Origin of the sequence: Micromonospora sp. NPDC049799 (assembly GCF_040656655.1) — a bacterium.
Lineage (GTDB): Bacteria > Actinomycetota > Actinomycetes > Mycobacteriales > Micromonosporaceae > Micromonospora.
Map to the genome: position 1 here is coordinate 1 of NZ_JBFAMU010000027.1, position 24,218 is coordinate 24,218.

The 24,218-nt window shown below is 71.4% G+C and carries 26 protein-coding genes; 16 read left to right on the forward strand and 10 right to left on the reverse strand.

Features of this window, described 5'->3' with window-relative positions; all coding sequences use genetic code 11:
- The first annotated feature begins 239 nt into the window (after nucleotides 1-239).
- The 5 genes from AB0I76_RS04445 (at nucleotide 240) to AB0I76_RS04465 (ending at nucleotide 5,719) form a co-directional block, all read left to right on the forward strand.
- Nucleotides 240-2,225: a condensation domain-containing protein gene (locus AB0I76_RS04445; protein WP_357029831.1), complete on the forward strand. Its 1,986-nt coding sequence runs from the start codon at nucleotides 240-242 to the stop codon at nucleotides 2,223-2,225.
- A gap of 14 nt (nucleotides 2,226-2,239) precedes the next feature.
- Complete coding sequence (locus AB0I76_RS04450; protein ID WP_357029833.1) at nucleotides 2,240-3,166, forward strand: NAD(P)/FAD-dependent oxidoreductase; 927 nt, start codon at nucleotides 2,240-2,242, stop codon at nucleotides 3,164-3,166.
- Nucleotides 3,167-3,212: 46 nt separating this feature from the next.
- A complete protein-coding gene (gene rpmF / locus AB0I76_RS04455) occupies nucleotides 3,213-3,392 on the forward strand; it encodes a 50S ribosomal protein L32 (RefSeq protein WP_132340382.1) in 180 nt (59 codons plus the stop codon).
- Nucleotides 3,389-4,615, forward strand: a complete 1,227-nt coding sequence (locus AB0I76_RS04460; protein ID WP_357029836.1) for a GTP-binding protein — start codon at nucleotides 3,389-3,391, stop codon at nucleotides 4,613-4,615. Before rpmF ends, AB0I76_RS04460 begins: the two co-directional genes overlap by 4 nt.
- 711 nt (nucleotides 4,616-5,326) lie before the next feature.
- Nucleotides 5,327-5,719, forward strand: coding sequence for a transcriptional repressor (locus tag AB0I76_RS04465; protein ID WP_357029838.1), 393 nt, complete (start codon nucleotides 5,327-5,329; stop codon nucleotides 5,717-5,719).
- Nucleotides 5,720-6,038: 319 nt separating this feature from the next.
- On the opposite strand, the gene AB0I76_RS04470 is transcribed toward AB0I76_RS04465, so the two are convergent.
- From AB0I76_RS04470 to AB0I76_RS04480, 3 genes are read right to left on the reverse strand one after another with little or no spacing between them, the layout of a single operon-like run.
- Nucleotides 6,039-6,200, reverse strand: a complete 162-nt coding sequence (locus tag AB0I76_RS04470; protein ID WP_357029840.1) for a hypothetical protein — start codon at nucleotides 6,198-6,200, stop codon at nucleotides 6,039-6,041.
- On the reverse strand, nucleotides 6,197-6,457 hold the full coding sequence (locus tag AB0I76_RS04475) for a type B 50S ribosomal protein L31 (RefSeq protein WP_357029842.1): 261 nt from the start codon (nucleotides 6,455-6,457) through the stop codon (nucleotides 6,197-6,199). Before AB0I76_RS04475 ends, AB0I76_RS04470 begins: the two co-directional genes overlap by 4 nt.
- The gene (locus AB0I76_RS04480; RefSeq protein WP_357029844.1) at nucleotides 6,454-7,749 is read right to left on the reverse strand and encodes a GTP-binding protein; all 1,296 of its coding nucleotides are present in this window, start codon (nucleotides 7,747-7,749) and stop codon (nucleotides 6,454-6,456) included. The genes AB0I76_RS04475 and AB0I76_RS04480 overlap by 4 nt, the downstream gene beginning before the upstream one ends.
- Nucleotides 7,750-7,827: 78 nt before the next feature.
- Between AB0I76_RS04480 and AB0I76_RS04485 the strand changes: the two genes are divergently transcribed.
- The 4 genes from AB0I76_RS04485 to rpsN all read left to right on the forward strand — a co-directional run bounded on the left by AB0I76_RS04485 (nucleotide 7,828) and on the right by rpsN (nucleotide 8,776).
- Nucleotides 7,828-7,998 (forward strand): hypothetical protein, encoded by a 171-nt coding sequence (locus AB0I76_RS04485; RefSeq protein WP_357029846.1) that lies wholly within the window; start codon nucleotides 7,828-7,830, stop codon nucleotides 7,996-7,998.
- Between the two features lie 69 nt (nucleotides 7,999-8,067).
- Nucleotides 8,068-8,304, forward strand: coding sequence for a 50S ribosomal protein L28 (gene rpmB / locus AB0I76_RS04490; protein ID WP_357029848.1), 237 nt, complete (start codon nucleotides 8,068-8,070; stop codon nucleotides 8,302-8,304).
- Complete coding sequence (rpmG, locus tag AB0I76_RS04495; protein ID WP_013287204.1) at nucleotides 8,304-8,471, forward strand: 50S ribosomal protein L33; 168 nt, start codon at nucleotides 8,304-8,306, stop codon at nucleotides 8,469-8,471. The genes rpmB and rpmG overlap by 1 nt, the downstream gene beginning before the upstream one ends.
- Nucleotides 8,471-8,776, forward strand: coding sequence for a 30S ribosomal protein S14 (gene rpsN, locus AB0I76_RS04500; protein WP_357029851.1), 306 nt, complete (start codon nucleotides 8,471-8,473; stop codon nucleotides 8,774-8,776). Before rpmG ends, rpsN begins: the two co-directional genes overlap by 1 nt.
- Nucleotides 8,777-8,991: 215 nt before the next feature.
- On the opposite strand, the gene AB0I76_RS04505 is transcribed toward rpsN, so the two are convergent.
- Nucleotides 8,992-10,854 carry a CocE/NonD family hydrolase gene (locus AB0I76_RS04505; protein WP_357029853.1) on the reverse strand — a complete coding sequence of 621 codons (1,863 nt, stop codon included), beginning with the start codon at nucleotides 10,852-10,854 and terminating at the stop codon, nucleotides 8,992-8,994.
- A gap of 61 nt (nucleotides 10,855-10,915) precedes the next feature.
- Entirely contained in the window at nucleotides 10,916-11,335 is a 420-nt protein-coding gene (locus AB0I76_RS04510; protein WP_357029855.1) for an MmcQ/YjbR family DNA-binding protein, read from the reverse strand.
- A 73-nt stretch (nucleotides 11,336-11,408) separates the two neighbouring features.
- Here AB0I76_RS04510 and AB0I76_RS04515 point away from each other — a divergent pair, with 73 nt between their 5' ends.
- Entirely contained in the window at nucleotides 11,409-11,816 is a 408-nt protein-coding gene (locus tag AB0I76_RS04515) for a VOC family protein (protein WP_357029857.1), read from the forward strand.
- Between the two features lie 57 nt (nucleotides 11,817-11,873).
- Here the strand turns inward: AB0I76_RS04515 and AB0I76_RS04520 are convergent, their stop codons facing one another.
- The 3 genes from AB0I76_RS04520 to AB0I76_RS04530 are packed head-to-tail and all read right to left on the reverse strand — an operon-like array spanning nucleotide 11,874 to nucleotide 14,684.
- Nucleotides 11,874-13,652, reverse strand: a complete 1,779-nt coding sequence (locus tag AB0I76_RS04520; RefSeq protein WP_357029860.1) for a PA domain-containing protein — start codon at nucleotides 13,650-13,652, stop codon at nucleotides 11,874-11,876.
- Between the two features lie 7 nt (nucleotides 13,653-13,659).
- Nucleotides 13,660-14,067, reverse strand: coding sequence for a nuclear transport factor 2 family protein (locus AB0I76_RS04525; RefSeq protein ID WP_357029862.1), 408 nt, complete (start codon nucleotides 14,065-14,067; stop codon nucleotides 13,660-13,662).
- A gap of 11 nt (nucleotides 14,068-14,078) precedes the next feature.
- Nucleotides 14,079-14,684 carry a response regulator transcription factor gene (locus AB0I76_RS04530; RefSeq protein ID WP_357029864.1) on the reverse strand — a complete coding sequence of 202 codons (606 nt, stop codon included), beginning with the start codon at nucleotides 14,682-14,684 and terminating at the stop codon, nucleotides 14,079-14,081.
- A gap of 426 nt (nucleotides 14,685-15,110) precedes the next feature.
- Between AB0I76_RS04530 and AB0I76_RS04535 the strand changes: the two genes are divergently transcribed.
- The 4 genes from AB0I76_RS04535 to AB0I76_RS04550 are packed head-to-tail and all read left to right on the forward strand — an operon-like array spanning nucleotide 15,111 to nucleotide 20,236.
- On the forward strand, nucleotides 15,111-16,406 hold the full coding sequence (locus AB0I76_RS04535; protein ID WP_357029866.1) for a cation:proton antiporter: 1,296 nt from the start codon (nucleotides 15,111-15,113) through the stop codon (nucleotides 16,404-16,406).
- On the forward strand, nucleotides 16,403-16,594 hold the full coding sequence (locus AB0I76_RS04540; RefSeq protein ID WP_357029868.1) for an MbtH family protein: 192 nt from the start codon (nucleotides 16,403-16,405) through the stop codon (nucleotides 16,592-16,594). Before AB0I76_RS04535 ends, AB0I76_RS04540 begins: the two co-directional genes overlap by 4 nt.
- A gap of 25 nt (nucleotides 16,595-16,619) precedes the next feature.
- Entirely contained in the window at nucleotides 16,620-19,943 is a 3,324-nt protein-coding gene (locus AB0I76_RS04545) for an amino acid adenylation domain-containing protein (protein WP_357029870.1), read from the forward strand.
- Entirely contained in the window at nucleotides 19,940-20,236 is a 297-nt protein-coding gene (locus tag AB0I76_RS04550; protein WP_357029872.1) for a hypothetical protein, read from the forward strand. Before AB0I76_RS04545 ends, AB0I76_RS04550 begins: the two co-directional genes overlap by 4 nt.
- A 61-nt stretch (nucleotides 20,237-20,297) precedes the next feature.
- On the opposite strand, the gene AB0I76_RS04555 is transcribed toward AB0I76_RS04550, so the two are convergent.
- Both AB0I76_RS04555 and AB0I76_RS04560 read right to left on the reverse strand, forming a co-directional pair.
- Nucleotides 20,298-21,314 carry a ParB N-terminal domain-containing protein gene (locus AB0I76_RS04555; protein WP_357029874.1) on the reverse strand — a complete coding sequence of 339 codons (1,017 nt, stop codon included), beginning with the start codon at nucleotides 21,312-21,314 and terminating at the stop codon, nucleotides 20,298-20,300.
- 93 nt (nucleotides 21,315-21,407) lie between these two features.
- On the reverse strand, nucleotides 21,408-22,160 hold the full coding sequence (locus AB0I76_RS04560; protein WP_357029876.1) for a hypothetical protein: 753 nt from the start codon (nucleotides 22,158-22,160) through the stop codon (nucleotides 21,408-21,410).
- An 82-nt stretch (nucleotides 22,161-22,242) separates the two neighbouring features.
- Here AB0I76_RS04560 and AB0I76_RS04565 point away from each other — a divergent pair, with 82 nt between their 5' ends.
- Together AB0I76_RS04565 and AB0I76_RS04570 are read left to right on the forward strand one after the other, a co-directional pair.
- Nucleotides 22,243-23,034, forward strand: a complete 792-nt coding sequence (locus tag AB0I76_RS04565; protein ID WP_357029878.1) for a thioesterase domain-containing protein — start codon at nucleotides 22,243-22,245, stop codon at nucleotides 23,032-23,034.
- A gap of 15 nt (nucleotides 23,035-23,049) precedes the next feature.
- Nucleotides 23,050-24,051 carry a fatty acid desaturase gene (locus AB0I76_RS04570; protein WP_357029880.1) on the forward strand — a complete coding sequence of 334 codons (1,002 nt, stop codon included), beginning with the start codon at nucleotides 23,050-23,052 and terminating at the stop codon, nucleotides 24,049-24,051.
- Nucleotides 24,052-24,218 lie beyond the last annotated feature (167 nt).

Here is a 24,218-nt window from a genome sequence, read left to right on the forward strand (position 1 = left end):
GGTTGCTGGTGCGCCGGCTCTCGATCGTGCCGTACTCACGCATGCAGTTCGTCGACGTCAGCGCCAGCCTCGGCCACCGGCGTGCGCAGGGCCTGCCAGGCCGGCTCGCTGAGCAGGTGCAGGTACTCCCCGGAGATCTCGTACTCACCACTCATACGATCACCATAGTGGAAACCGTTTCCGTTATCACTTAGGCTCGGGTTCCCCGGTCGCCCGCCGCATTCGGAGGCTGCATCGCCATGTCCGCCACCCCGGCCGTCCTCGCCGACGACCCCACCCGCACCCTGGCCGAAATCTGGGGCGAGCTGCTGGACCTCGACCCGGATGCCGTCCCGGCCGACGTCAGCTTCCTGCGCCTGGGCGGCGACTCCGTGCTGGCGGTGCGGATGTCCGCCCTGGTGCGGCGCCGGCTCGGGGTGCAGCTCGCACTGACCGACGTCCGGGTGGACACCACTCTGGCTGAGCTCGTCGCACTGACCAGTCGCCGGAGCTCCGGCGGCGTGTCTGCCGCCGCGCTGCCGGTCCAGCTGCGCCGCCGCGACGATCCGCAGGCTCCCTTCCCGTTGCTCCCGTTGCAGCAGGGCTACTTCGTCGGGCAGCAGCACGGCTGGGAACTCTCCTACGACTCCGCCCACTACTACCTCGACCTCGGGCTGAGCGACGTCGACCCGGATGAGGCGCCCGACGCGCTGGCCGACGCCCTGCGCCGTCTCGCCGTCCGCCAGCCCACCCTGCGCGCCCGCGTCACCCCCGACGGGCACCAGCGGGTCCTGCCCCTGGACGCGCCCGGCGCGATTCCCACGCCCCGGGTGCTCGACCTGCGCGCGGACCCGGAGCCGCAGGCCCGGCTGACCCAGGTACGCCGGGAGATGAGCCACCACGGCCCCGACCCCACCCACGGTCCTGGCGTCGACATCCGGCTGACCCTGCTGCCCGCAGGCCACGGACGGCTGCACCTGTCGCTGAGCCTGCTGTTGGTCGACGGGTGGTCCTCCAACGTGCTCACCCGGGAACTGCTGACCCTGGCCGCCGACTGGAACGCCACCCTGCCACCGCTCGACGTGGACTTCGCCGACTACGTGACCACCCTGTCGGACCTACCCGCCAGCCCGGCCTGGACCGCCGACCGGGACTGGTGGCGTGCCCACCTGGCACACCTGCCGCAGCCACCGGCCCTGCCGCTGACCCGCGACCCCCGCACCGTGACGCCGGTGACGATGACCAACCGGGAGTCCCGGCTCCCGGCCGCGACCTGGGCCGCCGTTCGGCAACGGTGCGCGGACCACGGCGTCACGCCGTCCAGCGCCCTGCTCGCCGGGTACGGGGCCGTGCTGGCCCGCTGGGCCGGTCACCACCGGATGCTGCTCAACACCCTTCAGCTCAACCGCCTCCCGCTGCATCCCGACGTACACCGGGTGGTCGGCGCCTTCGCCTCGACGATGCTGCTGCCGCTGGACCTGACCCCGGACGCCACGGTCGCCGAACTCGCCGCGCACATCCACCGGCGGCTTGGCGATCACGCCGCCCACAACCTCGTCTCCGGAGTCGAGGTTGCCCGGGACCTGGCCCGCCGCCGCGGCACCCACCGGCCGATCGCCCCGGTGGTCTTCCTCAGCACCATCGGCATGGACGCGGCGATGGGGGAGCCGGCGCCCCGCCACGCCGGCCCCCTCGGAGCGGTCGACGTCGCCGACCACCACCACCAGCTACGCACTCCCCAGGTCGCGCTGGAGGCGCGGCTGTTCGAACTGCACGACGAGCTGGCGGTCGTGTTCAGCACGGTCGAGGAGATCTTCGACCGGACGCAGGTCGACCGGGCGTTCGCGGAGTTCACCGCGTACGCCGCCGCCCTGGCCGACCCGGAGACCTGGACCGCCCCGGTGTCGCTACCGGCGGTCGCCGACCCGGCGGTTGCGGTGCCCGGCGTACGCCTCGGCCAGCCGGACGACGCGCCGAACCCGGACGGGACGGCGGAGCCGGGCGACGCCGGACCGGTACCCGGCCCGCCGCGAGACGACCTCGAACAGCGCATCGCCGCAGTCTTCGGCGCCGTTCTCGGCGAGCCGGTGCACGACCGGGCCGCCGACTTCTTCGCCCTCGGCGGAGACTCCCTGCTCGCCGTCCGGGCCCTCGCCGCGCTCGCCCGCAACGGCCTCGCCGGGATGAGCATCCAGGACTTCCTCGCCGCATCCACCGTCGCCGGCGTCGCCGACGCCGTCCGCTGACAAGGAGCTCCCACGTGTACGACGTCATCATCATCGGTGCCGGCGCGGCCGGCCTCAGCGCCGCGCAGGTCCTCGGTCGGCAGCAGCGCCGGACCCTGCTCCTCGACGGCGGGCCGCCGCGCAACCACCCCGCCGACGGGGTCCACATGCTTCTCGGCCGGGACGGCCACCCGCCGCTGCAACTGCTCGCCGACGGTCGCCGGGAACTCGCCGCCCACCCCGCCGTCGAGGTACGGCAGGCGCGGGTGGACAGCGTTGCCGGCACCGCCGACGCCTTCACCGTCATCCTTCAGGACGGGTCCGTCGAGCAGGCCCGCCGCCTGCTGCTCGCGACCGGTCAGGTCGACCAGCCCTGGCCGGTGCCCGGCGTGCCGCAGCGGTGGGGGCGGGGCGTCTTTCACTGCCCGTTCTGCCACGGTTGGGAGGCACGCGGGAAGAGCCTCGGGGTGCTGGGGCGCGATCCGGCCCAGGTGATGTTGGCCGCGTACCTCGCCGACCGGTACAGCGACGACGTCGTCGTCGCGACCCACGGACCGCACACCCTCCCGCAGCCGGTGCTGGACAACCTGACGAAGCTGCGGATCCGGCTGGTCGAGACGCCGCTGGACGAACTCGCCGGTGAGCCCGGCGCGCTGGAGCTGCGGTTCACCGACGGGACGGTCCTGACCCGGCAGGCCGTCTTCCACCGGGCGCCGACCGTCCAGGGCGCCCCGTTCGCCGCGCAGTTGGGCGCGGAGCTGCTGCCGGACGGGTACGTGCGGGTCGACGAATTCTCCCGGACCACCGTCCCCGGTGTGTACGCCGCCGGGGACCTCGCCCGACAGGCGGCCCTGCCCGACGGGCTCACCCTGGTCAGCCAGGCCGTCGCCGACGGAGTGCGCGCGGCGGTGTGGATCGAGCAGGGCCTGTTCCGGGAGGCGCTGCCCGTACCGCTGGGCTGAGCGAGAAACGAAACCAGTCTCACGACCCCTCGAAGAAGGAGACCCCGTGGCCGTACCGAAGCGGAAGATGTCGCGGTCCAACACCCGGCACCGGCGCGCGCAGTGGAAGGCGAGCGTGCCGCAACTGACCCCCTGCCCCTGTCCCCGCAAGGAGATGGTGGTGCCGCACCGGGCCTGCGCCCACTGTGGCCTGTACAAGGGGCGTCAGGTGGTGGATCAGCCGTGACCGGTCGGTTGCCGGTGACGGTGCTGTCGGGATTCCTGGGCGCGGGAAAGACCAGCCTGCTCAACCACGTGCTGGCCAACCGGGACGGGCTGCGGGTGGCGGTGATCGTCAACGACATGAGCGAGGTCAACATCGACGCCGCGCTCGTCCGTGACGGCGGGGCGCTGTCGCGCACCGAGGAGCGGCTGGTCGAGCTGACCAACGGCTGCATCTGCTGCACCCTGCGCGACGACCTGCTCGACGAAGTGGCCCGGCTGGCCCGGCAGGGTCGCTTCGACTACCTGCTGATCGAGTCCAGTGGCATCTCCGAGCCGATGCCGGTGGCGGCGACATTCGCCTTCGGCGTGGAGGACGGGCAGGTGCTCGACGACGTGGCCCGTCTGGACACCACCGTCACCGTGGTCGACGCGGCGGGCCTGCGGGGCCTGATCGAGGCGGGGGAGAGCCTCGAGGCGCGGGGGCTGGCCGCGTACGAGGGGGACGACCGCGGTATCGCGGATCTGCTGGTCGACCAGATCGAGTTCGCCGACGTGCTGGTGGTCAACAAGACCGACCTGGTCGCGCCGGAGGATCTGGCGGTGGTGGAGGCGCTGCTGGCCCGCCTGAACCCGGCCGCCCGTCAGGTCCGGGCCGTGCACGGGCGGGTGCCGACGGCGGAGATCCTGCACACCGGCCGGTTCGACCTTGAACGGGCGGAGACCGCGCCCGGTTGGGTGGCGGAGCTCAACGGCGGGCACGTGCCGGAGACCGAGGAGTACGGCATCTCCAGCATCGTGTTCCGCGACCACCGCCCGTTTCACCCGCAGCGGCTGTGGGACCTGCTCGCCGACGGTCTGGACGCCTACGGGGTCGTACGGTCGAAGGGCTTCCTGTGGCTTGCCAGCCGCCCGGACGTGCAGGCGCTGTGGTCGCAGGCCGGCCCGTCCGGGCGGTGCGACCCGGTCGGCGTCCCGGTGGTGGTGTCGGGGGAGTGGCCGGAGGATCCCGCCGAGCGGGCCGAGTTGGAGTCGCGCTGGCATCCGATCTTCGGTGACCGGCAGCAGGAACTCGTCCTCATCGGTGTTCGCCTCGACGGCGACGGCCTGCGGGCCGCCCTGGTCGCCTGCCTGCTCACCGACACCGAGATCGCCGCCGGACCGGAAGCGTGGCGGGCGCTGCCGGACCCGTTCCCCGGATGGGACCTCGGCGACCTGCATGACCACGCCGACCCGGTTCCGGTCTGACGATGGCGACCACCCTGGCAGCCGGGGACGCCGTCCGGTGGCGGCGCGACTGGGAGACCATGATGCACCACTACCAGCCCGGCCGCGACGTTCTCCTCGCCGCCGCTCTCGCCGCCGTCGAACAGGTCCACGGGTGCCCACCGCGGCGGGTACTCGACGTCGGGGGCGGGCCGGGCACCACCGCAGAGGCGGTCCTGCGGCGGTGGCCGGACGCGTACGTCACGGGCGGACGGCTGCGCTCAGCGGCCTCAGCTCGGCAGAATTCGTCGCGCCGGCCGACTGGCACCGTGAGGCGGCCCGGCGAGCCGGATTCACCGACGCGGCGGTGCTCCACCAGCACGCCGGCCACGCCCTGATGGCGTTCCGCAGATGAGCACCCCACCACCACGCGGCGCCAGCGTGACCGTCGCCTACCGCGACGGCCCCCGTCGCCGCGCGCTACGCCGCGCCGCCCACGCGCTCGAACCCGCCTGCCTGCCCGACGGCCGCCTGGCCTCGACCACCGCTGTCCGGGTTCACCGTCGCGACGTCGCAGCCCGTCATCGGGCGTCTGGGAGAACCGTCGTAGATCTGGCGCGGCGAGCGCGCACTCGATGCAGGATGGCGGTCCCAGCGACGCATAATGGCGACATCGCAGGTAGAAGGTGAGATCGAAGCGCAGCGCAGGCTACGGCCGCCAGCACAGGAGGACACGTCCCGGTGATCCAGGCGATGCCGAAGGTGACTCGCAACACTCGCCAGCGTGGCGAGGTGCTGGCACTGCTGCGCGAGGTCGAGGGGTTCCATTCGGCGCAGCACCTGCATCAGATGCTGCTCGCCCGGAAGGCGCGCGTCGGCCTCACCACCGTGTACCGGACGTTGCAGCTGCTGGTCGAGGCCGGCGAGGTCGACTCCACACGGCTGCCCGGCGGCGAGCAGTTGTTCCGCCGGTGCAGCCAGAGTGAACACCACCACCATCTGGTCTGCCGTGAGTGCGGACGCACGGTGGAGGTGGCCGGGCCCGCGGTGGAGCGGTGGGCCGGCCAGGTGGCTGCCCAGCACGGCTTCACTGACGCCGGCCACACCCTGGAGATCTTCGGTATGTGCGCGGAGTGCTCCCGCTGATCGACGCCGGCTGGGGCCAGCCAGTCGGCCCTCCCCTGAGCTGAGCGGCGACCGTGCTGCCGGCTCAGCCGACAGCTCGTGCCGAAGTCGCCGTGCGGTGGGTCCCACGACGACGTCAGGGTCGATCTGGGCCGTCGGGGCGGTTCCGGCCCGCTCGTTGGCCCAGGCGTACGCGTAACGGCGTGCCATGTCGTACCTCGTGCCCGGTGAGACACCTCGATCCGGTCGCGTGTCGCCGTCCGGCCGTGGCGGAGCTTCGCCATCCCGTCACGAGGCCCAACCCCTACCACCCGGCCGCTGGCCATCATCCGGGCGACGGTCAGCACCGTACCGGCGGTGCCGCAACCGACGTCGCCCGCGAGCCGGTCGCCGGGGCGACCAGTTCGCGGGCGACGGTCAGGTGCCACGCCTGGTCCTGCCGGCTGGCGCCGACCAGCTGCGGCGTCAGCTCGGTCCAGTCGACCGGCGCATCGGTGCTCACCTTCCCTGCGGTCCGCGGCGGGCGTACTTGGCGCGGAACTTCTCGACCCGGCCGGCGGTGTCGAGCAGGCGCTGCTTGCCGGTCCAGAAGGGGTGGCTGGCCGAGGAGATCTGCACGTCGATGACGGGGTAGGTGTTGCCGTCGGTCCACTCGATCGTCTGGTCGCTGGTGGCGGTGGAGCGGGTGAGGAAGGCGAAGTCGGCGCCCTTGTCGCGGTAGACGACGGGCCGGTACTCGGGGTGGATTCCGGGCTTCATGCGGGTCGTGCTCCTTCGGTGTCGGTGTCGGCCAGTTCCTCCGTATTCAGGGGGAAGCAGCCGGCGAACGGGTCGTGGTAGGTGCGCCAGGTCTCCTCGCCGTCGGCGAGTTCGGCGTCGGTGAGCAGGCAGCCAGCGAGGGTGCGGTGCAGGTCGACGGGGTCGATGTCGAGGCCGATGAAGACCAGGTGCTGGTGCCGGTCGCCGTAGTAGGGGTCCCAGTCCAGGGCGGCGGCGAGGCGGCGCTGGTCCTCCACGTGGTCCCAGCGGTCCTCGGGCAGGCTCACCAGCCAGTGCCCGAGTGACCCCATGGCCAGGCCGCCGCCGGCGAACTCCCAGGCGACCACTGTGTCGGGTTGGCTGGCCAGCCAGAGGTGACCGCGGGAGCGGATGACCTCGGCGTTGACCACTTCGAGGACGTCGTGCAGGCGCTGCGGGTGGAACGGGCGGCGGGCGCGGAAGACGGCGGAGACGACCCCGCAGTCGGGCTCGGGCTCGTGCGCGCCGAGCGTGTAGCCCTGCAGGCCGCGGGCGAGTACCCCGGGGGTCTCCGGGCGGTGCCGGTGGGTGTGGCGCAGTTGGCGGCTCAGCGTGCCGGCGTCGACGAGGTCGCCGTTGACTCGCAGGTGGGTCGCCCAGGGTGCCATCCGCTGCAGCAGGATCGCCATCCGGCCGGTGTCGAACTCGCCTTCCCGGGACTGTCCCCAGAGCACCAGGGTGTCGGCGTACTCGATCTGCCGGACCACCACGTCGGCCAGCGCGCGGTGGTCGTCCTCGGCGGCCTGGATACCCAGCGTCGTGAGGTCTTCGGTGCTGGCGAGGCCGTCGAGCAGGTGTTCGGCGTCGAGGACGGTGACGTAGGAGTCGATGCGGAGAAGCTCGGTGATCGGCGCGCCGTCGACGAGGCAGTGGGCGCAGGCGGCGGCGACCGCCTCGGGTTCGACCACCTCGGGCAGCATCAGCACCAGGTCCTGGCCGGGATTGGTGCGGGTGAGGCGGGCGAGGGTGGGCAGCACGTCCTCGCGCAGGGTGCAGGAGACGCAGCCGTGCTTCAGTTCGACCTGCTCGTCCTCGATGATGCCGGCGCCGGTGCGGACGACCCGCCGGACGAGGCCGTCGCGGATCCCGGTGAGGTCGTGCCGCACCAGCAGCAGCGACTCGTCGGCGGCGAGCAGCGCGCGGGCGACGGCGAAGGTCGCCGCCGGCCAGAACCCGGACAGCACGGTCAGCGACGGCCGGGTATCGGCGTCGGCGGTCACGGCGCGGGTCGGGGCCTGTGGTGACGACGACATCGTGTTCCTCTCGACTTACTTGAAAACGATTGTCATTCTAAGCACATCCGAGTCGTCGAAGTGAACAGGGATGTGCCGGTGGGTGCGGCCAAGGCGCGGCAGGCCGGTGACATCCTCACCGTCACGGTTCACCTGAAGCTCGGCCCGGGCGGCTGTGAAGGGACGTCGATCGACTCGGTGCTCTGTATCGGCTACCGCCTCGACGTCGACTGCGGCGCCGAGATTGTCGAGGACCCGGCGCGGATGTGACCGAACGGCTGATGTAAGACTGAAAATCGTTGTCGTTACCGTTACGACTCTCATCAAGGAGCGAGCACTGTGTCCCGACGTTGTGACGTCACCGGCGCGAAGCCGAGCTTCGGCAACGCCGTGTCCCACTCCCACCGGCGCACCCGCCGCCGGTGGAACCCGAACCTGCAGAACCACCGTTACTGGCTGCCCTCGGAGCGGCGGTGGGTCAGCCTCACCCTGACGGCCAAGGCGTTGAAGACCGTGGACCGTAAGGGCATCGAGAAGGTCGTCGCCGAGCTGCGTAACCAGGGGGTGAAGGTCTGATGGCCCGGCAGACCGACGTCCGTCCGATCGTGCGGCTGCGCAGCACCGCCGGCACCGGCTACACCTACGTCACCCGCAAGAACCGCCGCAACGACCCGGACCGACTGGTCCTGCGCAAGTACGACCCCGTCGTGCGCCGACACGTCGAGTTCCGCGAGGCCCGCTGATGGCCAAGAAAAGCCTGGTCAACCGGCAGGCCCGCCGCGAGGAACTGGTCGCTCGGCACGCTCAGGCGCGGACGGAGCTGAAGCGGCTGGTCGCCCACCCCGACACCGACCCGGACGTACGCGCCGAGGCGGTCCGCCGGCTCAGCCGGCTGCCGCGCGACTCCAGCCCCGTACGGCTGCGGTCGCGCGACCAGATCGACGGCCGCCCGCGTGGAGTGCTGACCCGGTTCGGATTGTCCCGGGTGCGTTTCCGCGCGCTGGCCCTGCGTGGCGAGATGCCCGGGGTGCGCAAGGCGTCGTGGTGAGAATCGAGCGCCGCCTTCCCGCCGTAGCAGCCGAAAACAGACGTCCGCCGAGGTAGGGGGTACCTGCACGTGGCGGACTCCGGCCGGCGTGAGCCCACCGCCCACCCGGGTCTCGCGCCGGCCGGCCCTCGTCGGCGTTCAGAACCTCGTTGACTTAGACGCCGCACGGCGGCGGGCCGTGGCCCGCCGCCGTGTCGATCATCCGCTCAGTACATCTAGGACTTCCGCTGCCGCTCGATGGCCTTGTGGCGGCTGGTGGTCGCGGTCGCCTCGACCCGCGGCGCCGCCGCTGCCAGGTGCGACAACCGGGCACTGCCCACCACCGGCAGCGTCAGGTGACTTCCGCTCAGGTCCATCCGTACGGTCGCGCCCGTCGTGGTGGGGGTTGTGTATTCGAAGTCGCTCTGCTGCAAGGTCAGGCCCAGCACGTGCCCGGCCCGGACCGTCTGGTCCATGGCCTGCATCGGCACCCTGATCGAGTACCACCGGCCGGGCTGCAGCGGGACCCGGAAGCGCAGGGAGACCCGGTGTGCGGCGTCCTGCCAGCCGCGGGACAGGATGGCGTGGTCGCTGGTCACCACGTCCGCGACGGTGTCTCGGTAACACGCGTCGTCGGCCGCGGTCGACTCGCCCCAGCACGATTCGGCGTCCAGCGTACGGATGCCCTCGTTGGGCCAGACGGTGTTGACCCGCGGGATCGTGCCGTAGTCGACCAAGCGGGCGGTGAGCGCGGTGGTCGGCTTGTCGACCTGGACGCGCACGGTCACGGCGGGGATGCCGGAGATCCGCAGGTCGCGGGTGAGCGGGGCGGAGAGGAACGCGATCCGGCCGGCGACCTGTGCGTTCGGGTCGGCCGCGGCGGCGTCCGCCCAGAGGTCGGGGTCGTCCACCCAGGTTCGCTCGCCGTCGCCGAGGCGGACCCGCACCTGGCGCGCACCGGGGGCGGGCCAGGTGGGCTGGTCGGTCCACGTGCCGGGGGAGGTCTCCATGGACACCGGCGACTCCCGGTCGATGCCGTTGCGCAGGCCCTGCAGGTAGAAGTCGAACCAGCGGTGCAGCGTGCGGACCCACTCGTCGCGGCGGAAGTCGAACGGGTCGAGGTGGCCGCCCTGGGAGAGCCACAGCTTGCGGGGCACCCTCAGCGCGTTCCACCACAGCGCGAAGTGGTTGGTCATCACGTTGCCGTCGTTGAGACCGTGCACCAGGAAGACCGAGGCCCGTACCTTCGACGCATGCGGCCGCAGGTCGCGCTCCGCCCAGAAGGCGTTGTAGTCGCCGGTCGCGTCGTCGCTGCCGGTGTCGATGCGCTCCAGAGTCTGGGCGCAGGCCTCGGCCGGGCGGCTGGTGACCAGGTTGAACAGGTACACGTTCATTTTCGGGGCGACCAGCACGCCGTTGCGCCGGGTGTAGTCGTACCCGCTGGAGGTCGCCGCGATCGGCACGACGGTCTTCAGCCCGTCGACGCCGGTGGCCGCCACCCCGTTGGTCACCGTCGCGTCCGCCGACTTGCCGACCATGCCGACCCGGCCGTTGCTCCAACGGGTCGCCACGGCCGGTGTTCCGTCGGCGTAGGTGGCCTCGGCCCGGCCGTTGAGCCAGTCGATGGCGGCTTTCGCGCCGAGCGTGTCCTCGCGCCCGTCGGTGTCCGTGCAGCCGGTGGACCGGCTGGTGCCGGCGAGGTCCACGGCGATGACGGCGTAGCCGCGCGGTACGAAGTAGTTGTCGTAGAAGAGCGGCAGCTTGGCGATCGTGCCGGCCGCGTCGTACTCCTTGAGTTCCTTCTCGTTGCCGCGCCCGCAGCAGCCGTAGTAGGGCGACGCCTGCATGATGACCGGCACCCGGACGTTGCCGGTCCGCGGCCGCACGATGTCCACGGCGACCTTGTCGGGCACCCCGTCGTAGTCGTTGTCCAGCGGGGTCCGCACCCAGACGCTCTCCCGGATCGCATCGGCGTAGGAGTAGACCGGCACCGTGCTGGTTCCGCGGATGTGCGGAACGGCGGTCGCGGCGTTCGCCGGCGCTACGGCGGCGCCCATTACCGCGACCAGAACAATGGGATGCACGAGGAATCGACGCATGATTAAATTCTAGGGACTTAATATCGGGAGGCCGTGCCGCGTAAAACGGGGACGGCGGTGCTCAGCTGATCGGTGGCGGCAGGGCGGCCCGCGCGGCGAGGAACTTCGGGGCCATCTCGCGGTAGCTGTCGGTGATCAGTTCGGCGAGCTCGGTCCAGTCGGTGTGGTCGCCGAGGACGGCGACGACGACGTTGTGGCCCCAGTCGGCGCGAAAATACGGGAACCCGTCGGCGGTCAGGCCGAGCAGGTCGTCGACGGGCACCCGGAAGGTCATCACCACCGGTGGCTGACCTGCGACGACATAGGGCTCGTAGACCGCGAAGCGGTCCGCGTCGGGCGTGTAGACATGGGCGAAGGTCCGGGTGCGGATCCGCCAGCGCACGCCGATCCAGGCCGGTTCCTCGTAGGACTCCGGTAGCTGCCGGCAGATGGGTCGCAACCGGGCCAGGATTTCCGGCGGCACGTCTCCAGGACTCGACACGAGCCGACACTATCGGCCGCCGCACGCTTCCCCAAAACATGGGGCACCGCGCAGGGCGAGGGGTGCGGCAAGAATGATTCCGCTGGGTACGACGTCGGTCGGAGAGGGTGGGCTAGTGGAATTCAGGCGCCGGACAATCGTTTTCGAGACGGCAGATCTCGACGCGGAAAGCGCATTCTGGGCGGGGCTGCTGGACGGCACGGTCGAGGCGAAGGACACGTGGCACAACGTGTGGGTCGAGGGGGAGTGGCACCTGGCCGTCCAGTTCGCCCCCGACCACGTGCCGCCCGTGTGGCCGGACGGGGCCTCGTCGCAGCAGGTTCATCTCGACTTCTACCTCGACGACCTCGAAGCCGCTCACGACAAGGTGCTCAAGCTGGGCGGGCGGCTGGTGAAATCGGTCGACGACCCGGCCGCGCGCACCGGCTTCCGGGTCTACACCGACCCGGCCGGGCACCCCTTCTGCCTCGCCTGGCCGTAACCGGGACCTGACGCTGGTGGCGGGCCTCCTCGGAGACCCGCCACCAGCGTTCCGTGGTCAGACGTCGAAGATGTACAGCCCGTAGTTGCGGTCGGTGACCAGCACGTAGTTCTTGTCACCGACCTTGTGGACCACCACGCCCAGGAAGTCGTTGCCGGGCTCGCAGTAGGCGCCCACCTCCCGCAGGCCGTCCGGGCCGTAGCTCAGCACACGCAACCCGCCGGAGTAGAAGGTGGCGTAGACCAGCCGGCGGTCCGGGTCGATCGCGACGTGCGAAGCCGAGAGGTCACCGAAGCCGGTCGCGTACTTCGGGTCCTGCGACTCAGGGGTGGCGTACGTATCGATCTGGGTGAGTGATCCGCCCGCGATGTCCACCTCGAACAGCCGCAGGTAGCCCCATCCGTTGAACACCGACCGGAGGTCGATCGCGGGGATGGCCGGCGTGGCCGGTGTCGCGGTCGAGCCGGCCGTCTCCTCGGTCACGCCGGTCACCCCGAGCAGCCGCAGACCGGTGAGGCGGTTGACGAAGATCAGCGGGATCGGTCCCTTGGCCGACGTGGGGTACTGGTGCAGTGCGTCCGGACCCTGGCGGTTGAAGACGATGCCCGCCTGGTAGCCGGCCGCGGCGACGGCGTCCAGTTTCTCCTGGAACGAGCACCCCGGATTCGACCCGGCGGTCAGCAGCGAGGCGTCACGCTCCATGAGCGCGATCCCACGGCCGGGCGGGACCGTGCCCGGGCAGCCGTTGCCGACGAAGGTGGGTGTGCCGGAGATGCCGTTCTCGTCGTCGATCGGCGCGGTGTCCGGGCTCCACGCCGCGGTGAACTCCAGGCCGGCGTCCGGTCCCGACGTGATGGTGCCGATCAGGCGGACCGCCTCGTAGTTCTCGTCGGCGCCGACCAGGTACCGGCCGTCGGGGGAGAGAGCTGAGTGTTCGGCGTTGCCCTCCGGCGCGACCTGCTGCCCGCGCTTGGCGCGCTCCTCGTCGAACTCGGCGTAGCAGGACTGGGCGATCATCGAGACGTTGCCCGGCGTCGGGTCGGTCACGTCGAGCAGGACGTACCCGCCGTCCCAGTACGTCGCGTTCATGACATAGCGGTCGCCGGTCCGCTGCACGCTGACGGCGTGGGCGAACACCGAGTTGAGGCCCGGCGGTGACTCCTGGACTACGCCGAACGGTGACACCCGCAGGTCGAGGGAGTTGACCATCGTCGGGTTGCGCGGGTCGGTGATGTCCATGATGCAGATGTCAGTCGTGATCTTGACCGTGACCATGGCGACGTAGGTCCGGCCGGTGAGGTCGTTGGTCCACGGGAACACGTAGTAGACCTCGACGGCCTGCTCCAGCGGTGAGCCGTCGACGTCGGTGTAGTCGCCGGCGTGGGCGGTCAGCAGCCGGGCGTGCTCCGGGTCGGTGACGTCCCAGATGTTGATGCCGCCCCGCTGGCGCGGCCCGGTCGGGTCCGGGGCGTGTGCCTGGGCGTAGATCTCGTTGCCGTGGACGAACAGCGCACCGCGGAAGTACTCGTTGTCGACCTCGATGACGCCGGGACCCTCACCGACGTAGTTCCCTGTCGTGGTCTCCATGAACGCGCTCTCGACCTCGAACGGCGCCCGCGGATCGCTGATGTCGATGACATAGGCGCCGGTCCGCTCACAGGTCGGCTCACGGTAGGCGGTCAGAAAGGCATGATTCCGGTACGCCGCCAGGTCGCAGATGTGCCGTTCGAGGCCGGCCCCGGACGGGTTGTTGACCTGCGCCCTGCCGACCAGCCGCACCCCGTACGTGGTGGGCGGCAGATGTCCTCTCTCCAGCGCGTACTGGTCACCGGTCATGGGTACCTCACTTCGGTTGGGCGTACGGGGTCATCTGGAAGCTGATGAAGCGCCAGCCGCCGCGCTCGTCGCGGCGCAGGATCTGGGTGGCGACGCCCGCGAGGGTGCGTTCGCCGCCGTCCGGCGTACGCAGAAGGTTGGTGAGCGGGCCGGTGATGACGGCGACGTCGCCGACGAGCCGGATGAGCAACTCGCCCCGGGTGATGCCGAGATAGGGTCGCCGGCTGGCGGTGTGCTCCAGGAGCTGGGTCTTGGTGTGGGTGATGCCGTGCGCGTGGGTGTGCACGAGGCTGTCGTCGAAGATCTCGTCCAGGGCTTCCAGGTCGGCGTCGACGAGGGCCCGCTGCCGGCGGTGCTCGACCGCCTGAAGTTCGGTGGTGACCTGCTGGTCGGGGGGACGGACGGCGAGGGGCATGCGGCCTCCGGTCAGGCGACGGCCTTGGTCAGCCGGCTGAGCAGCGCAACCCGGGTGAGCTCGGCCTTGTTGCCGACGCCGAGCTTGGCGCGGATGCGCTTGACATACGTGTCGACGGTGTGCGGGCTGATGCCGAGCCGGGTGGCGATCTGTCCGTGGGTCAAGCCCCGGGAGATCTGGCTGAGCACCTGTTCCTCGCGCTCCGAGAGGTTCAGTACCGATGGTTCGTGACGTTCCGATCGAGATGTTGCGGTGTGGCCCTCGGGCAACACCTGCGCGCCGGCGGTCACGGCTCGCAGCGCCGCGACCAGGTTCTCGGCGGACTCGTGTTTGTGGATCACACCTTTGGCGCCGGCCTGCAGATACTCCTCGGCCGGTAACGACCAGTCGTTGTGCAGGACCAGGACCGCCGTGGTCCGGGCCGCCTCGGCGACCTCGTCCAGGCAGTCCGCCGCCCCGAGGGCGTCGTCGTCGATCAGGGCCGCGTCGGCGAGCCAGGACATCGGATCGGCGGGAGACTGGCGGGTCGAGACGAGGGCAATCCCTTCATCGGAGAGAATCTGCATGAGGCCGACGAGATAGATCGGGCTGCTGATCAGGGCATCAACGCGAAGCACAATTCCCCCGGTAGGCACCTGGATGGGTTCTCCATCATCTGGCCCAGTGGCAGGCGGACCATGGGGCCGCCGCCGGGCACCCCGTACAGCGGGCACACGGCAGCGCGTCCCATGGCCGTGACCGGCCACCGGAATGATCCAACGCTATCGATCGAGAGGCCGTGATCTACAGCCACTAGCGATTATCCGACCGTTGAGGTTGGCCCGCCGGTCGCGCCAATCGGGGACATGAACTCGCTCCGGCGGCAACCGTAAGATCCTTCATCTCGGTGGGCCACACTCGCCTCTGACGTGCGCAAACGCCCTGTGCCGCAGGGGATGGGCCGGCCCGGCGCCGGTCGTCTCGTCGCCGGTTCGCGTGACTGCGCCGCCCCGGCTGGTCCTGCCTACTGTCGATCACGCGGTGGCGGGCGAAGGGATGGACGGATGACGATGGGTGCGGTTGCGCCGCTGTTCCTCGCCCTGTTGGTGATCATCGTTGTCGCCCGGGTCCTCGGGCTCCTGTGCCGCCGGATCGGCCAGCCGGAGGTGATCGGCGAGATCGCCGGCGGCATCCTGCTCGGCCCGACCCTGTTCCACGGCGCGATCACGCGGACGCTGTTCCCGGCCGAGATCCGCCCGGCGCTCGCGACGATCGCCTCCATCGGCGTCTGCGTCTTCATGTTCCTCGTGGGCCTGCATCTGGCCGACAGCCCGCTGAGCGGGCAGAGCCGGATCGTGCTGGCGTTGTCGATCGGGTCGATGGTCGTGCCGTTCGTCCTCGGCAGCCTCTTCGCGATCGGCATCGTCGGCGATCGCTCCGGGCGGACCGCGGTGCTGTTCTGCCTGTACGTCGGCACGGCGATGTCGATCACCGCGTTCCCGGTGCTGGCCCGGATCCTCACCGACCGCCAGCTGATCGACACGCCCGTCGGCGGCCTGGCGTTGGCCGTGGCCGCGGTCGGGGACGTCGTCGCCTGGGCCATGCTCGCGGTGCTGGTCGCCCTCTCGTACGGCGACGATTGGCCCTGGCGGATGCTGCTGGTGCTGCCCTTCGTGGCGATCCTCGTCGGGGTGGTGCGACCGGCGCTGGCCCGACTCGCGCGGCGCCGCCCGGCCGGACCGGAACGGGGGTCCGCCGCCCGGATCACCCGCGGCGCCGGCCTGCTGGTCGTGATCGCCGGCGCGCTGTGGCTGTCGTCCGCGGCGACCGAGTGGATGGGACTGCACCTGATCTTCGGCGCGTTCCTGCTCGGGGCGGTGATGCCCCGCTCCGGCGCCGCCGACCTGCGCCGACGGGTGCTGCCCTGGGTCGAGCGGTTCGACCGGATCGTGCTGCTACCGCCCTTCTTCGTGGTCGCCGGCTTCGCGGTGAACCTGTCCGGGATGGACTCCCGCGAGTTCGGCCTCCTGCTGCTGATCCTGCTGATCGCGATCGGCGGCAAGATGGCCGGCGCCTTCACGGCCGCGCGGCTCGTGCGGGTGTCACCCCGGCACAGCACCGCGCTGGCCCTGCTGGTCAACACCCGGGGACTCACCGAACTGATCGTGCTCGCGGTCGGTCTCGAGATCGGCCTGCTCGACCAGGGGCTGTACTCGCTCATGGTCCTGATGGCGCTGGTCACCACATCGATGGCGGGTCTGCTGCTGCCCTTCGTCTATCCGCGGCAGCAGGTCGAGCGCGACCGCGAGGCCCGCTCGGCCGCCGCGTACCCAACCCTCGTGAAAGGGGAGTCGAGATGAACCCGTTCGACGACTCGGAAGGCCGTTTCCTGGTGCTCGTCAACGACGAGGAACAGCACTCGTTGTGGCCCAGCCGCCGGGCGGTGCCGGCCGGGTGGCGCATCGTCCACGGCGAGGACAGCAGGCAGGCGTGCCTGGACTACGTCACGCAGCACTGGACCGACCTGCGTCCGCTCAGCACCCGCTGAGCGGTCCGCCGAGAAAGGGCAGCCCGTGATAGCGATCTCCGACTTCCTGGAAGAACTGCGCGTGGCCGGCGTACAGCTGTGGCTGCAGGACGGCCGGTTGCGCTACCGGCCCGCCGGCGCGCTCGACGGTGAACGGCTGGCGATGCTCCGCGAGCGGCGCGACGAGGTGATCGCCGCGATGCGCGCCGACCCGGCGCCGGCCGCCCGGCCGGACGTCATCCCGCTCTCCGACCACCAGCAGGGCATGTGGTTCCTCGAGCAGATGGGCGTGCTGGGTGCGGCATACAACCAGACGGCGCTGCACGCCATCAGCGGCGACCTCGACGTGGCGGCGCTGCGGTCGGCGATCGCGGAGATCATCCGACGGCATGAGATCCTGCGTACGGCGTTCCCGGCGCGCGACGGCATCGGCGTGCAGGTGGTGGATCCGCCCGGCGACGACCGCTTCACCTTCCTGGACATCTCCGACAGGTCCGCCGGCGAGCAGCAGCAGTGGCTCAACGACCGCAAGCGGATGTACGCCGAGTACCGGTTCGACATCTCCGTGCCGCAGAACTTCCGGACCGAGCTGATCCGACTCTCGCCCACCGAGCACGTGCTGGTGTTCCGGTCGTACCATCTGGTGCTCGACGGGCCCTCGCACGCCAACCTCTACCAGGAGCTGCGCACCCTCTATCGGGCCCACCGGACCGGCACCCCGGCCGAGCTGCCCGAACTGAGCATGCAGTACGCCGACTACGCCCTGTGGCAGAACAGCCGGGACGCCGCCGAGACCAGGCGGCACATGGACTACTGGACGCAGCGGCTGGCCGGCGCACCGCACACCTTCGACCTGCCGACCGACCGCCCCCGGGCCGCCACCGCCGAACTCGACGGCGACAACCTCGAGGTGCCGGTGCCGCCCGACGTGGCCGACGGGCTGCGCCGGCTGGCCCGGCAGGAGGGCGCCACGCTGTTCATGGTGCTGCTGGCGGCCTTTCACACGCTGCTGTACCGGTGGAGCGGGCAGACCGACGTGAGCGTCGGGATGATCGTCGACGGGCGGGCGCGCCCGGACGTCGACGCCAACATCGGCCACTTCGTCAACCCGGTCGTGCTGCGCGCCGACCTGGCCGGGCGGCCGACCTTCACCGAGCTGCTCGGTCAGCTCCAGCCGCGGCTGCTGGAGGCCTACGAGCACCGGCACGCGCCGTTCGACCGCCTCGTGGCCGAGCTGCGGCCGCAGCGGGACATGGCCGTGCAGCCGCTGTTCCAGGTGCTGTTCACCTACCTCAGGGCCGAGCCGTTCGACATGCTCGACGGGCTGACCGTCACCCCGATCGAGCCGGACGAGCGCAAGGCGATGTTCGACCTCACGCTCTTCGCCCAGGAGGACGAGACCGGGGGGCTGGTCGTCGGGCTGGAGTACCAGACCGCGCTCTTTGAGCGCGCCACCATGCAGCGCCTCGCCGAATACCTGGTCACCCTGCTGGCCGGGGTGGTCGCCACACCGGCCGTGCCGATCGACGACCTGCCCCTGATGTCCGCCGAGCGGTGGCACGAGGTCCTCGAGGTCTGGAACGGCCCGGTCACCCGGCACGACGACGACGTCTGCCTGCACCAGGTGGTCGAGCGGCAGGTCGCTGCCACCCCGGACGCCGTCGCGGCGGTCTTCGGCGGGCGGGAACTGACCTACCGTGAACTGGACGAGCGGGCCAACGCCCTGGCGTGGCAGTTGCGGGAGCGGGGCGTGGGACCCGACGAGCGGGTCGGCATCGCGCTGCCCCGCTCCCTCGACATGCTGGTCGCCAACCTGGCGGTGCTCAAGTCCGGTGGGGCCTGCGTCCCGATCGACCCCACCTATCCGGCCGCCCGCCAGCAGCTGATCGCGCAGGACGCGCAGCTGCGGCTGCTGATCGCCCCGCCCGGCGCCGACACCGGCCCGGACGGGTCCGCGCCGGTGCTGGCATACCGCATGCCGGACGGCGCCACGGCCGGCGCCGCGGTCCCGCCGAACCTGGCCGACCCCGGCAACACCGCCTGGGTGCTCTACACCTCCGGGTCCACCGGCCGGCCCAAGGGCGTGGCCATGTCCCACCGAGCCCTGCTCAACCAGGTGCGGTGGCAGCAGCGCCAGGGCCCCGGCGGCCGCGGCCGGACCCTGCAGTGGGCGGCGCTGAGCTTCGACATCTTCTACCAGGAGGTGATGACCACCCTCGCGGTGGGCGAGACGCTGGTCGTGGTCGAGGAGGAGGTTCGGCACGACTTCGAGCGTCTGCTCGACGTCATCGAGACCCAGCGCATCGAACGGGTCTTCATGCCGTTCGTGGCCCTGCAGGGCATGGCCGAGCTCGCCGTGCGCCTCGACCGGTTCCCGCCGTCGCTGCGCGCGGTGCTCACCGCGGGCGAGCAGTTACAGGCCACCCCGGCGATCCGGGAGTTCTTCACCCGGCTGCCCGGCTGCACACTGTTCAACCAGTACGGGCCGATCGAGGTGCACCTGGCCACCTCGTACCAGCTCAGCGGGGACCCCGCGCGGTGGCCGGCGCTGCCACCGATCGGCCGGCCCTTCGACAACGCCCGCACCTATGTGCTCGACTCCGAGTTGCGGCCGGTGCCGCCCGGGGTCGCCGGTGAGCTGTTCGTCGGCGGCACCCCGCTGGCCCGCGGATACCTGGGCCGCCCGGAGCTGACGGCGGAGCGGTTCCTGCCCGACCCGTTCGGCGACGGCGCCCGGATGTACCGCACCGGCGACCGGGTCCGCTGGAACGCCGCCGGGCAGCTGGAGTTCATCGGCCGCTTCGACGACCAGGTGAAGATCCGCGGGTTCCGGGTGGAGGTCGCCGAGATCGAGACCGTCCTGACCGGACACCCGCAGGTGCTGGAGTGCGCCGTCGGCGCCCACCGGTACGGCGTCGGCGACCGGCGCCTGGTCGCGTACGTGGTGCCGGACCCGCAGGCCCCACCGGCCGCCGCCGAGCTGCGCGCCTTCCTCGCCGACCGGCTGCCCGACTACATGGTGCCGGCGGCCTACCTGACGGTGACCGAGCTGCCGCGGACGCCGAGCGGGAAACTCAGCCGGGCGCTGCTGCCGCGGCCCGACGACGAGGCGGAGTGGGCCGGGGCGGCCGAGTACGAGCCGCCGAGCACTCCGCTTCAGGAGAGCATCGCCGCGATCTGGGCGGAGGTGCTGGCCGTGCCGCGGGTCGGCCTGCGGGACAACTTCTTCGAGCTGGGCGGCCACTCGCTGCTGGCGGTCGCGGTCGTCAACAGGGTCGGTGAGGTCGTCGAGCGTCCGGTCGCGCTGCGTACCCTCTTCGAGGCGCCGACCGTGGCCGCCCTCGCCACCCGGCTGAGCGAGGCGGAATGAGCGGGTCGCAGCGGCGGACCTCGCCGTTCTGCAGGGCCTGCCCGGTCCGGTGGTTCCGGGTGGGCGCGTTCGACGTGGCGGACCGGCCGAAGTCGTCGACCCGGTTCGACCGCGAGATCGGCTACCGCACCATCCCGGAGTCGGGCGTCCCGGTCTGCGTGCACCCCGACCGGATCGGGGTGCCTCCGGGCGAGTACGCGAGCAACGGCACGGCACCGCCCCACGTGCCCTATCTGCGGCGGCTGTGGCTGCGGATCCGGGTGGCGGCGTCGAGCAGCACACGCTCTCGCTGACACACCGCACGGAACGGGCCGGTGTCCACCAGGACACCGGCCCGTCGTTCCCGCCGGGTTCTCAGCCGGTGTGGCCGTACTCGTCCTCCAGCCCCATCGCGAGCTGGATCCACGCCGCCGCGCAGGACCGCGCCAAAGACCCGAGATTGAGCCGCGAGTGCGGCGGGATGTGGCTCAGCGACAGCGGGATCTCGTCGGGCACCAGCACCCGCGGGCCCAGCCAGCGCAGCAGCACCCGGCCGGACTCGGTGTAGCGCAGCGACGGATCCCGCTGGATGGTGTCCAGCAGCGAGCGCAGCTCCTGGGAGGGGTCGGCCTCCGGCAGCTTCACCGTCATCTGCCGGTCCACGCCACGGTCACCGCGATCCGGGCGGGTCCGCCTGTCCAGTACCGGGTCCTCGCCGGCGCGCAGGCGCGCCCGGACACTGCGCGCGGTCTCCACCGAGATGCCGGCCTCCTGAGCGATCCGGCGCAGCGTCGCCTCCGGATGCACGGCGATCAGCTCGGCCGCGGCCTGCCTGCCGGCGGCCCCGTTGATCGGGCGGACCCGCCCGTCGCGGCCGATGCGCGCCTCGACCGGCGGCCCGTCCATCCCGCGGCGCAGCGAGCCGACGGTCTTCGCGGCCAGCCCGGCGGTGAAGGCGATCGCCCGGTCGGACAGCTGCGGGTGGCTCTGGATGATCCGGATCGCGGCGGCGCGCCGATCGGCGATCGTCAACGGCATCCCGTGCGACACGTTGAGCCGCACGGCCAACAGGAACGCCTCGTGGTCGTCCCCGTCGAACATCCGCGCGCAGATCTCCTGCTCGCCGCGGAGCCGGGCGGCGGCGAGCCGGTGCATGCCGTCGACGACCCGCATGGTCGCGCGGTGCACCACGATCGGTGGCAGGTCCGCCTCCATCTCCGCCATGGATCTCGCGTACGCCATGTCCACGCCCGCGGATCGCGGCGAGTCGGCATCGCGGATGGCGGAGATCGGCAGCCGCACGACAGGTTCGTCCCGGCCGGCGAGCGGCTCGGCATCAAGGGTGGATCTAGAGGTGTTGACCGGCACTGGATCAGCCCCGTTCCTTGTCACGGCCTCAATGGTCGAACGAAGACACACGGTCTTCGATCATCCTGACCACCTGGCCGGACACGCGGGACTCACCTGTTTAGGGGGCAGCGGCCGCTACCCCGGCGTGCGCAGGAAACCGAGGCGCCGTACCGGCTCCTCACCCCCGGCCAGAGGCACCGGATCGCTGCCGCGGGCCAGCGTCGCCAGGAACTCGCCGCGCGGCAGCGGCCCGGCGCCGAGCCGCTGGTTGCGCTCGCTGTCCCACTCGACGTCCAGCAGCGTCACGCCGGTGCCGGCGAGCCGGTGCTCCATGTCGAGCAGCGCCACCTTCGACGCGTTGTCGCGCCGGTGGAAACAGGTGTCCAGGACGAACACCTCTCCGACGCCGATGCCGATGGCGCCGCCCACCAGCTCCTCGTGCTCCCACACCTCGACACTGTGCGCCCAGCCCAGCTCGTTCAGCGTGATCATGCACTCGCACAACTCGGTGGTCAGCCACTCGGGGGTGCGGTCCCGACGGCACTCGGCCAGCACCCGGGCGAAGTCCTTGTTCGTGGTGGTGGTCCAGGTCAGCCGGTTGCGCAACAGCTTCATCAGGCTGCGCGCCTTGGCCAACCCGCCGTAGGGGATCACCGGCCGGGGATCCGGGGACCACCAGACCAGCGCGTACGGGTCGGGCAGCGGCGAGTCGAGCACCACGGTCGCCCCGGACTCCACCGCGTCCTCGTACAGGGCGTGATTCACCTCGATGTCAGCCGGCGTCGCGGCCGGCATCGGGTAGGTGCCGTGCCGGTAGCCGCCGATCACGGTGGCCGGGTCGAGCTGCCCACCGATCGCGACCGGCGCGCCGGCCGGGGCACTATCCATCGCAAGTCCGTCCCAGACGCATCCCTCGCAAAGAATCACATGCGGATTCTGGCCTCAGACCCGCGACTGACGGGAGTCCTCGATGACCGCACCCACGACAACGGACACCTCCGGCGCATCGGCGCGCTGGCTGCGCCGGCCTCGGCCCCGGCCGGACCCGGCGGCGCGGCTGGTGTGCCTGCCGCACGCCGGCGGCACGGCCAGCGCCTACAGCTCGTGGCTCGACCGGCTGCCGGCCACCACCGAGCTGATCAGCGTGCAGTACCCGGGCCGCCACGACCGGCTGGCCGAGCCGCTGATGCCGTCGGTCGTGCAGATCGCCGACGCGGTGGCCCCGGCGCTGGCGCCCTACGCCGACCGGCCCCTGTTTCTGTTCGGGCACAGCATGGGCAGCCTCGTCGCCTACGAGGTCGCGATCCGCCTGGAGGCCGGTGGCGGGCCCGGGCCGGCGGGTCTGTTCCTCTCCGGCCAGCTCGCCCCGCACCGGTCCGCGCCGCCGCACGAGGTCATGGACGACGCCACCGTCGAGGCCGAGGCCCGCGAGGCCGGCTGGACCGACCCAGCCGTGTTCGACCACCCGGAACTGCGCGAGCTGGTGCTGCCGCCGCTGCTGGCCGACGTCCGGGCGTCGCTGTCGTACCACCGCGACGACCCGGTGCGGCTGCGATGCCCGATCGCCGCGTACGGGGGCAGCGGCGACCCCGGTGACGTGCCGCGTGAGCTGGCCGCCTGGGGTGAGCTGACCTCCGGCAGCGCCGCCGGGCGGGTGTTCGACGGGGACCACTTCTACCTCCGGGCTGCCGAGGCCGAGCTGGTTGCCGACATCGTGGCCCGGATGTCTGACTGGGGAGAGCCGCCAGTTGGACAGCACTGAGTGAGGAGAGAGACCGTGGCCGATTCTGCTCTAGCCGAGCGGTACCGTTTCGCGCCCGAGATCATGGCCGCGGTCCGGGCCGCGTCCCGGCCGGACAACTGGCACGGTCCGCTCGAAGCCGTCACGCACTGGGCCTGGATCGCCTTCTGGTGCGCGGCCTCGATCCTGTCCTGGCAGCACGCGCCTTGGTGGCTGGCGCTGCCGGTCTACCTGGTGGCGGTGTTCTTCATCGGGGGCCGGCAGCGGGGGATCGCCGGGATGCTGCACATGGCGACCCACCGGGTGTTCATGGCCGACCACCGGACCGGCAGCGTGATCGGGGCGGTTCTCGGCGGGTACCCGGTGCTGCAGAGCTTCACCGGGTACCGGGCGTCGCACCTCGGCGAGCACCACGGCCGGCTCGGCGACCCGGACCGGGACCCCGACTACCAGCAGTACAAGGACAACGCGCTGTGCGGGGACGAGATGAGCCGCGACGCGCTGCGCCGCTACCTGCTCACCGTGGTGACGCCGAGGGCGACCGCCTCGTACGTGCTCTACCTGCTGCGCCACCGCATCGTCGCGGCGGGCGAGCAGCCGGCCGAGCGCGCGCTGCGGGTGGTCGTGCTGGCCGGGGTGCTCCTCTGGGCCGTGCTGGGCGGCTGGTGGATGTGGCTGGTGCTGCTCTGGTTCGTGCCGCTGGTCACCACCCAGGTGTGGATCGGTGCGGTGGCCGAGCTGATGGAGCACTTCCCGCTGATCGAGACCGCGCCCCGGGTGGACATCTACATGTCCTGGAACCGGGTCTACGGGTGGGGCACCCGGTTCCTCCTGGGGGAGATCGACGGCGAGGGCTTCCACCTGGTGCACCACCTGTTCCCGCGCACCCCGATGTGGCGGCTGCGTGAGGTCGACGCGATCCTGAGCCGCGACCCGGTCTACGCGGCCCTGCCACGGCTCGGTGGCGCCCTCGGTGGCCTGGAACAGATCTACCGTTCGCTGCCCGCGCAGCGTGAGCACGAGCGGGTCGGCGCATGACCGCCACGGTGGTCGTGGTCTACACGGCCGGCGCCGCCAGCCCGCTCGAGCTGGCCGCCGACGCCGAAGACTACGACCTGGTGTTCGCGGCGCCCGTCGGCGAGCTGGAGGACGGACTGGCCGATCTGCTGGCGGCCGTCGGTGACGTCGTCGACGTGACCGACGAG

Coding starts and splice junctions, on each gene's coding strand:
- AB0I76_RS04505 (WP_357029853.1), bottom strand. CDS start 10,854: ATGCGTCGATTCCTCGTGCATCCCATTGTTCTGGTCGCGGTAATGGGC.
- AB0I76_RS04520 (WP_357029860.1), bottom strand. CDS start 13,652: ATGACCGGTGACCAGTACGCGCTGGAGAGAGGACATCTGCCGCCCACC.
- AB0I76_RS04445 (WP_357029831.1), top strand. CDS start 240: ATGTCCGCCACCCCGGCCGTCCTCGCCGACGACCCCACCCGCACCCTG.
- AB0I76_RS04550 (WP_357029872.1), top strand. CDS start 19,940: ATGAGCGGGTCGCAGCGGCGGACCTCGCCGTTCTGCAGGGCCTGCCCG.
- AB0I76_RS04565 (WP_357029878.1), top strand. CDS start 22,243: ATGACCGCACCCACGACAACGGACACCTCCGGCGCATCGGCGCGCTGG.
- rpsN (WP_357029851.1), top strand. CDS start 8,471: ATGGCCAAGAAAAGCCTGGTCAACCGGCAGGCCCGCCGCGAGGAACTG.
- AB0I76_RS04480 (WP_357029844.1), bottom strand. CDS start 7,749: ATGTCGTCGTCACCACAGGCCCCGACCCGCGCCGTGACCGCCGACGCC.
- AB0I76_RS04560 (WP_357029876.1), bottom strand. CDS start 22,160: ATGGATAGTGCCCCGGCCGGCGCGCCGGTCGCGATCGGTGGGCAGCTC.
- AB0I76_RS04475 (WP_357029842.1), bottom strand. CDS start 6,457: ATGAAGCCCGGAATCCACCCCGAGTACCGGCCCGTCGTCTACCGCGAC.
- AB0I76_RS04535 (WP_357029866.1), top strand. CDS start 15,111: ATGACGATGGGTGCGGTTGCGCCGCTGTTCCTCGCCCTGTTGGTGATC.
- AB0I76_RS04515 (WP_357029857.1), top strand. CDS start 11,409: ATGATTCCGCTGGGTACGACGTCGGTCGGAGAGGGTGGGCTAGTGGAA.
- AB0I76_RS04465 (WP_357029838.1), top strand. CDS start 5,327: ATGCCGAAGGTGACTCGCAACACTCGCCAGCGTGGCGAGGTGCTGGCA.
- rpmG (WP_013287204.1), top strand. CDS start 8,304: ATGGCCCGGCAGACCGACGTCCGTCCGATCGTGCGGCTGCGCAGCACC.
- AB0I76_RS04540 (WP_357029868.1), top strand. CDS start 16,403: ATGAACCCGTTCGACGACTCGGAAGGCCGTTTCCTGGTGCTCGTCAAC.
- AB0I76_RS04525 (WP_357029862.1), bottom strand. CDS start 14,067: ATGCCCCTCGCCGTCCGTCCCCCCGACCAGCAGGTCACCACCGAACTT.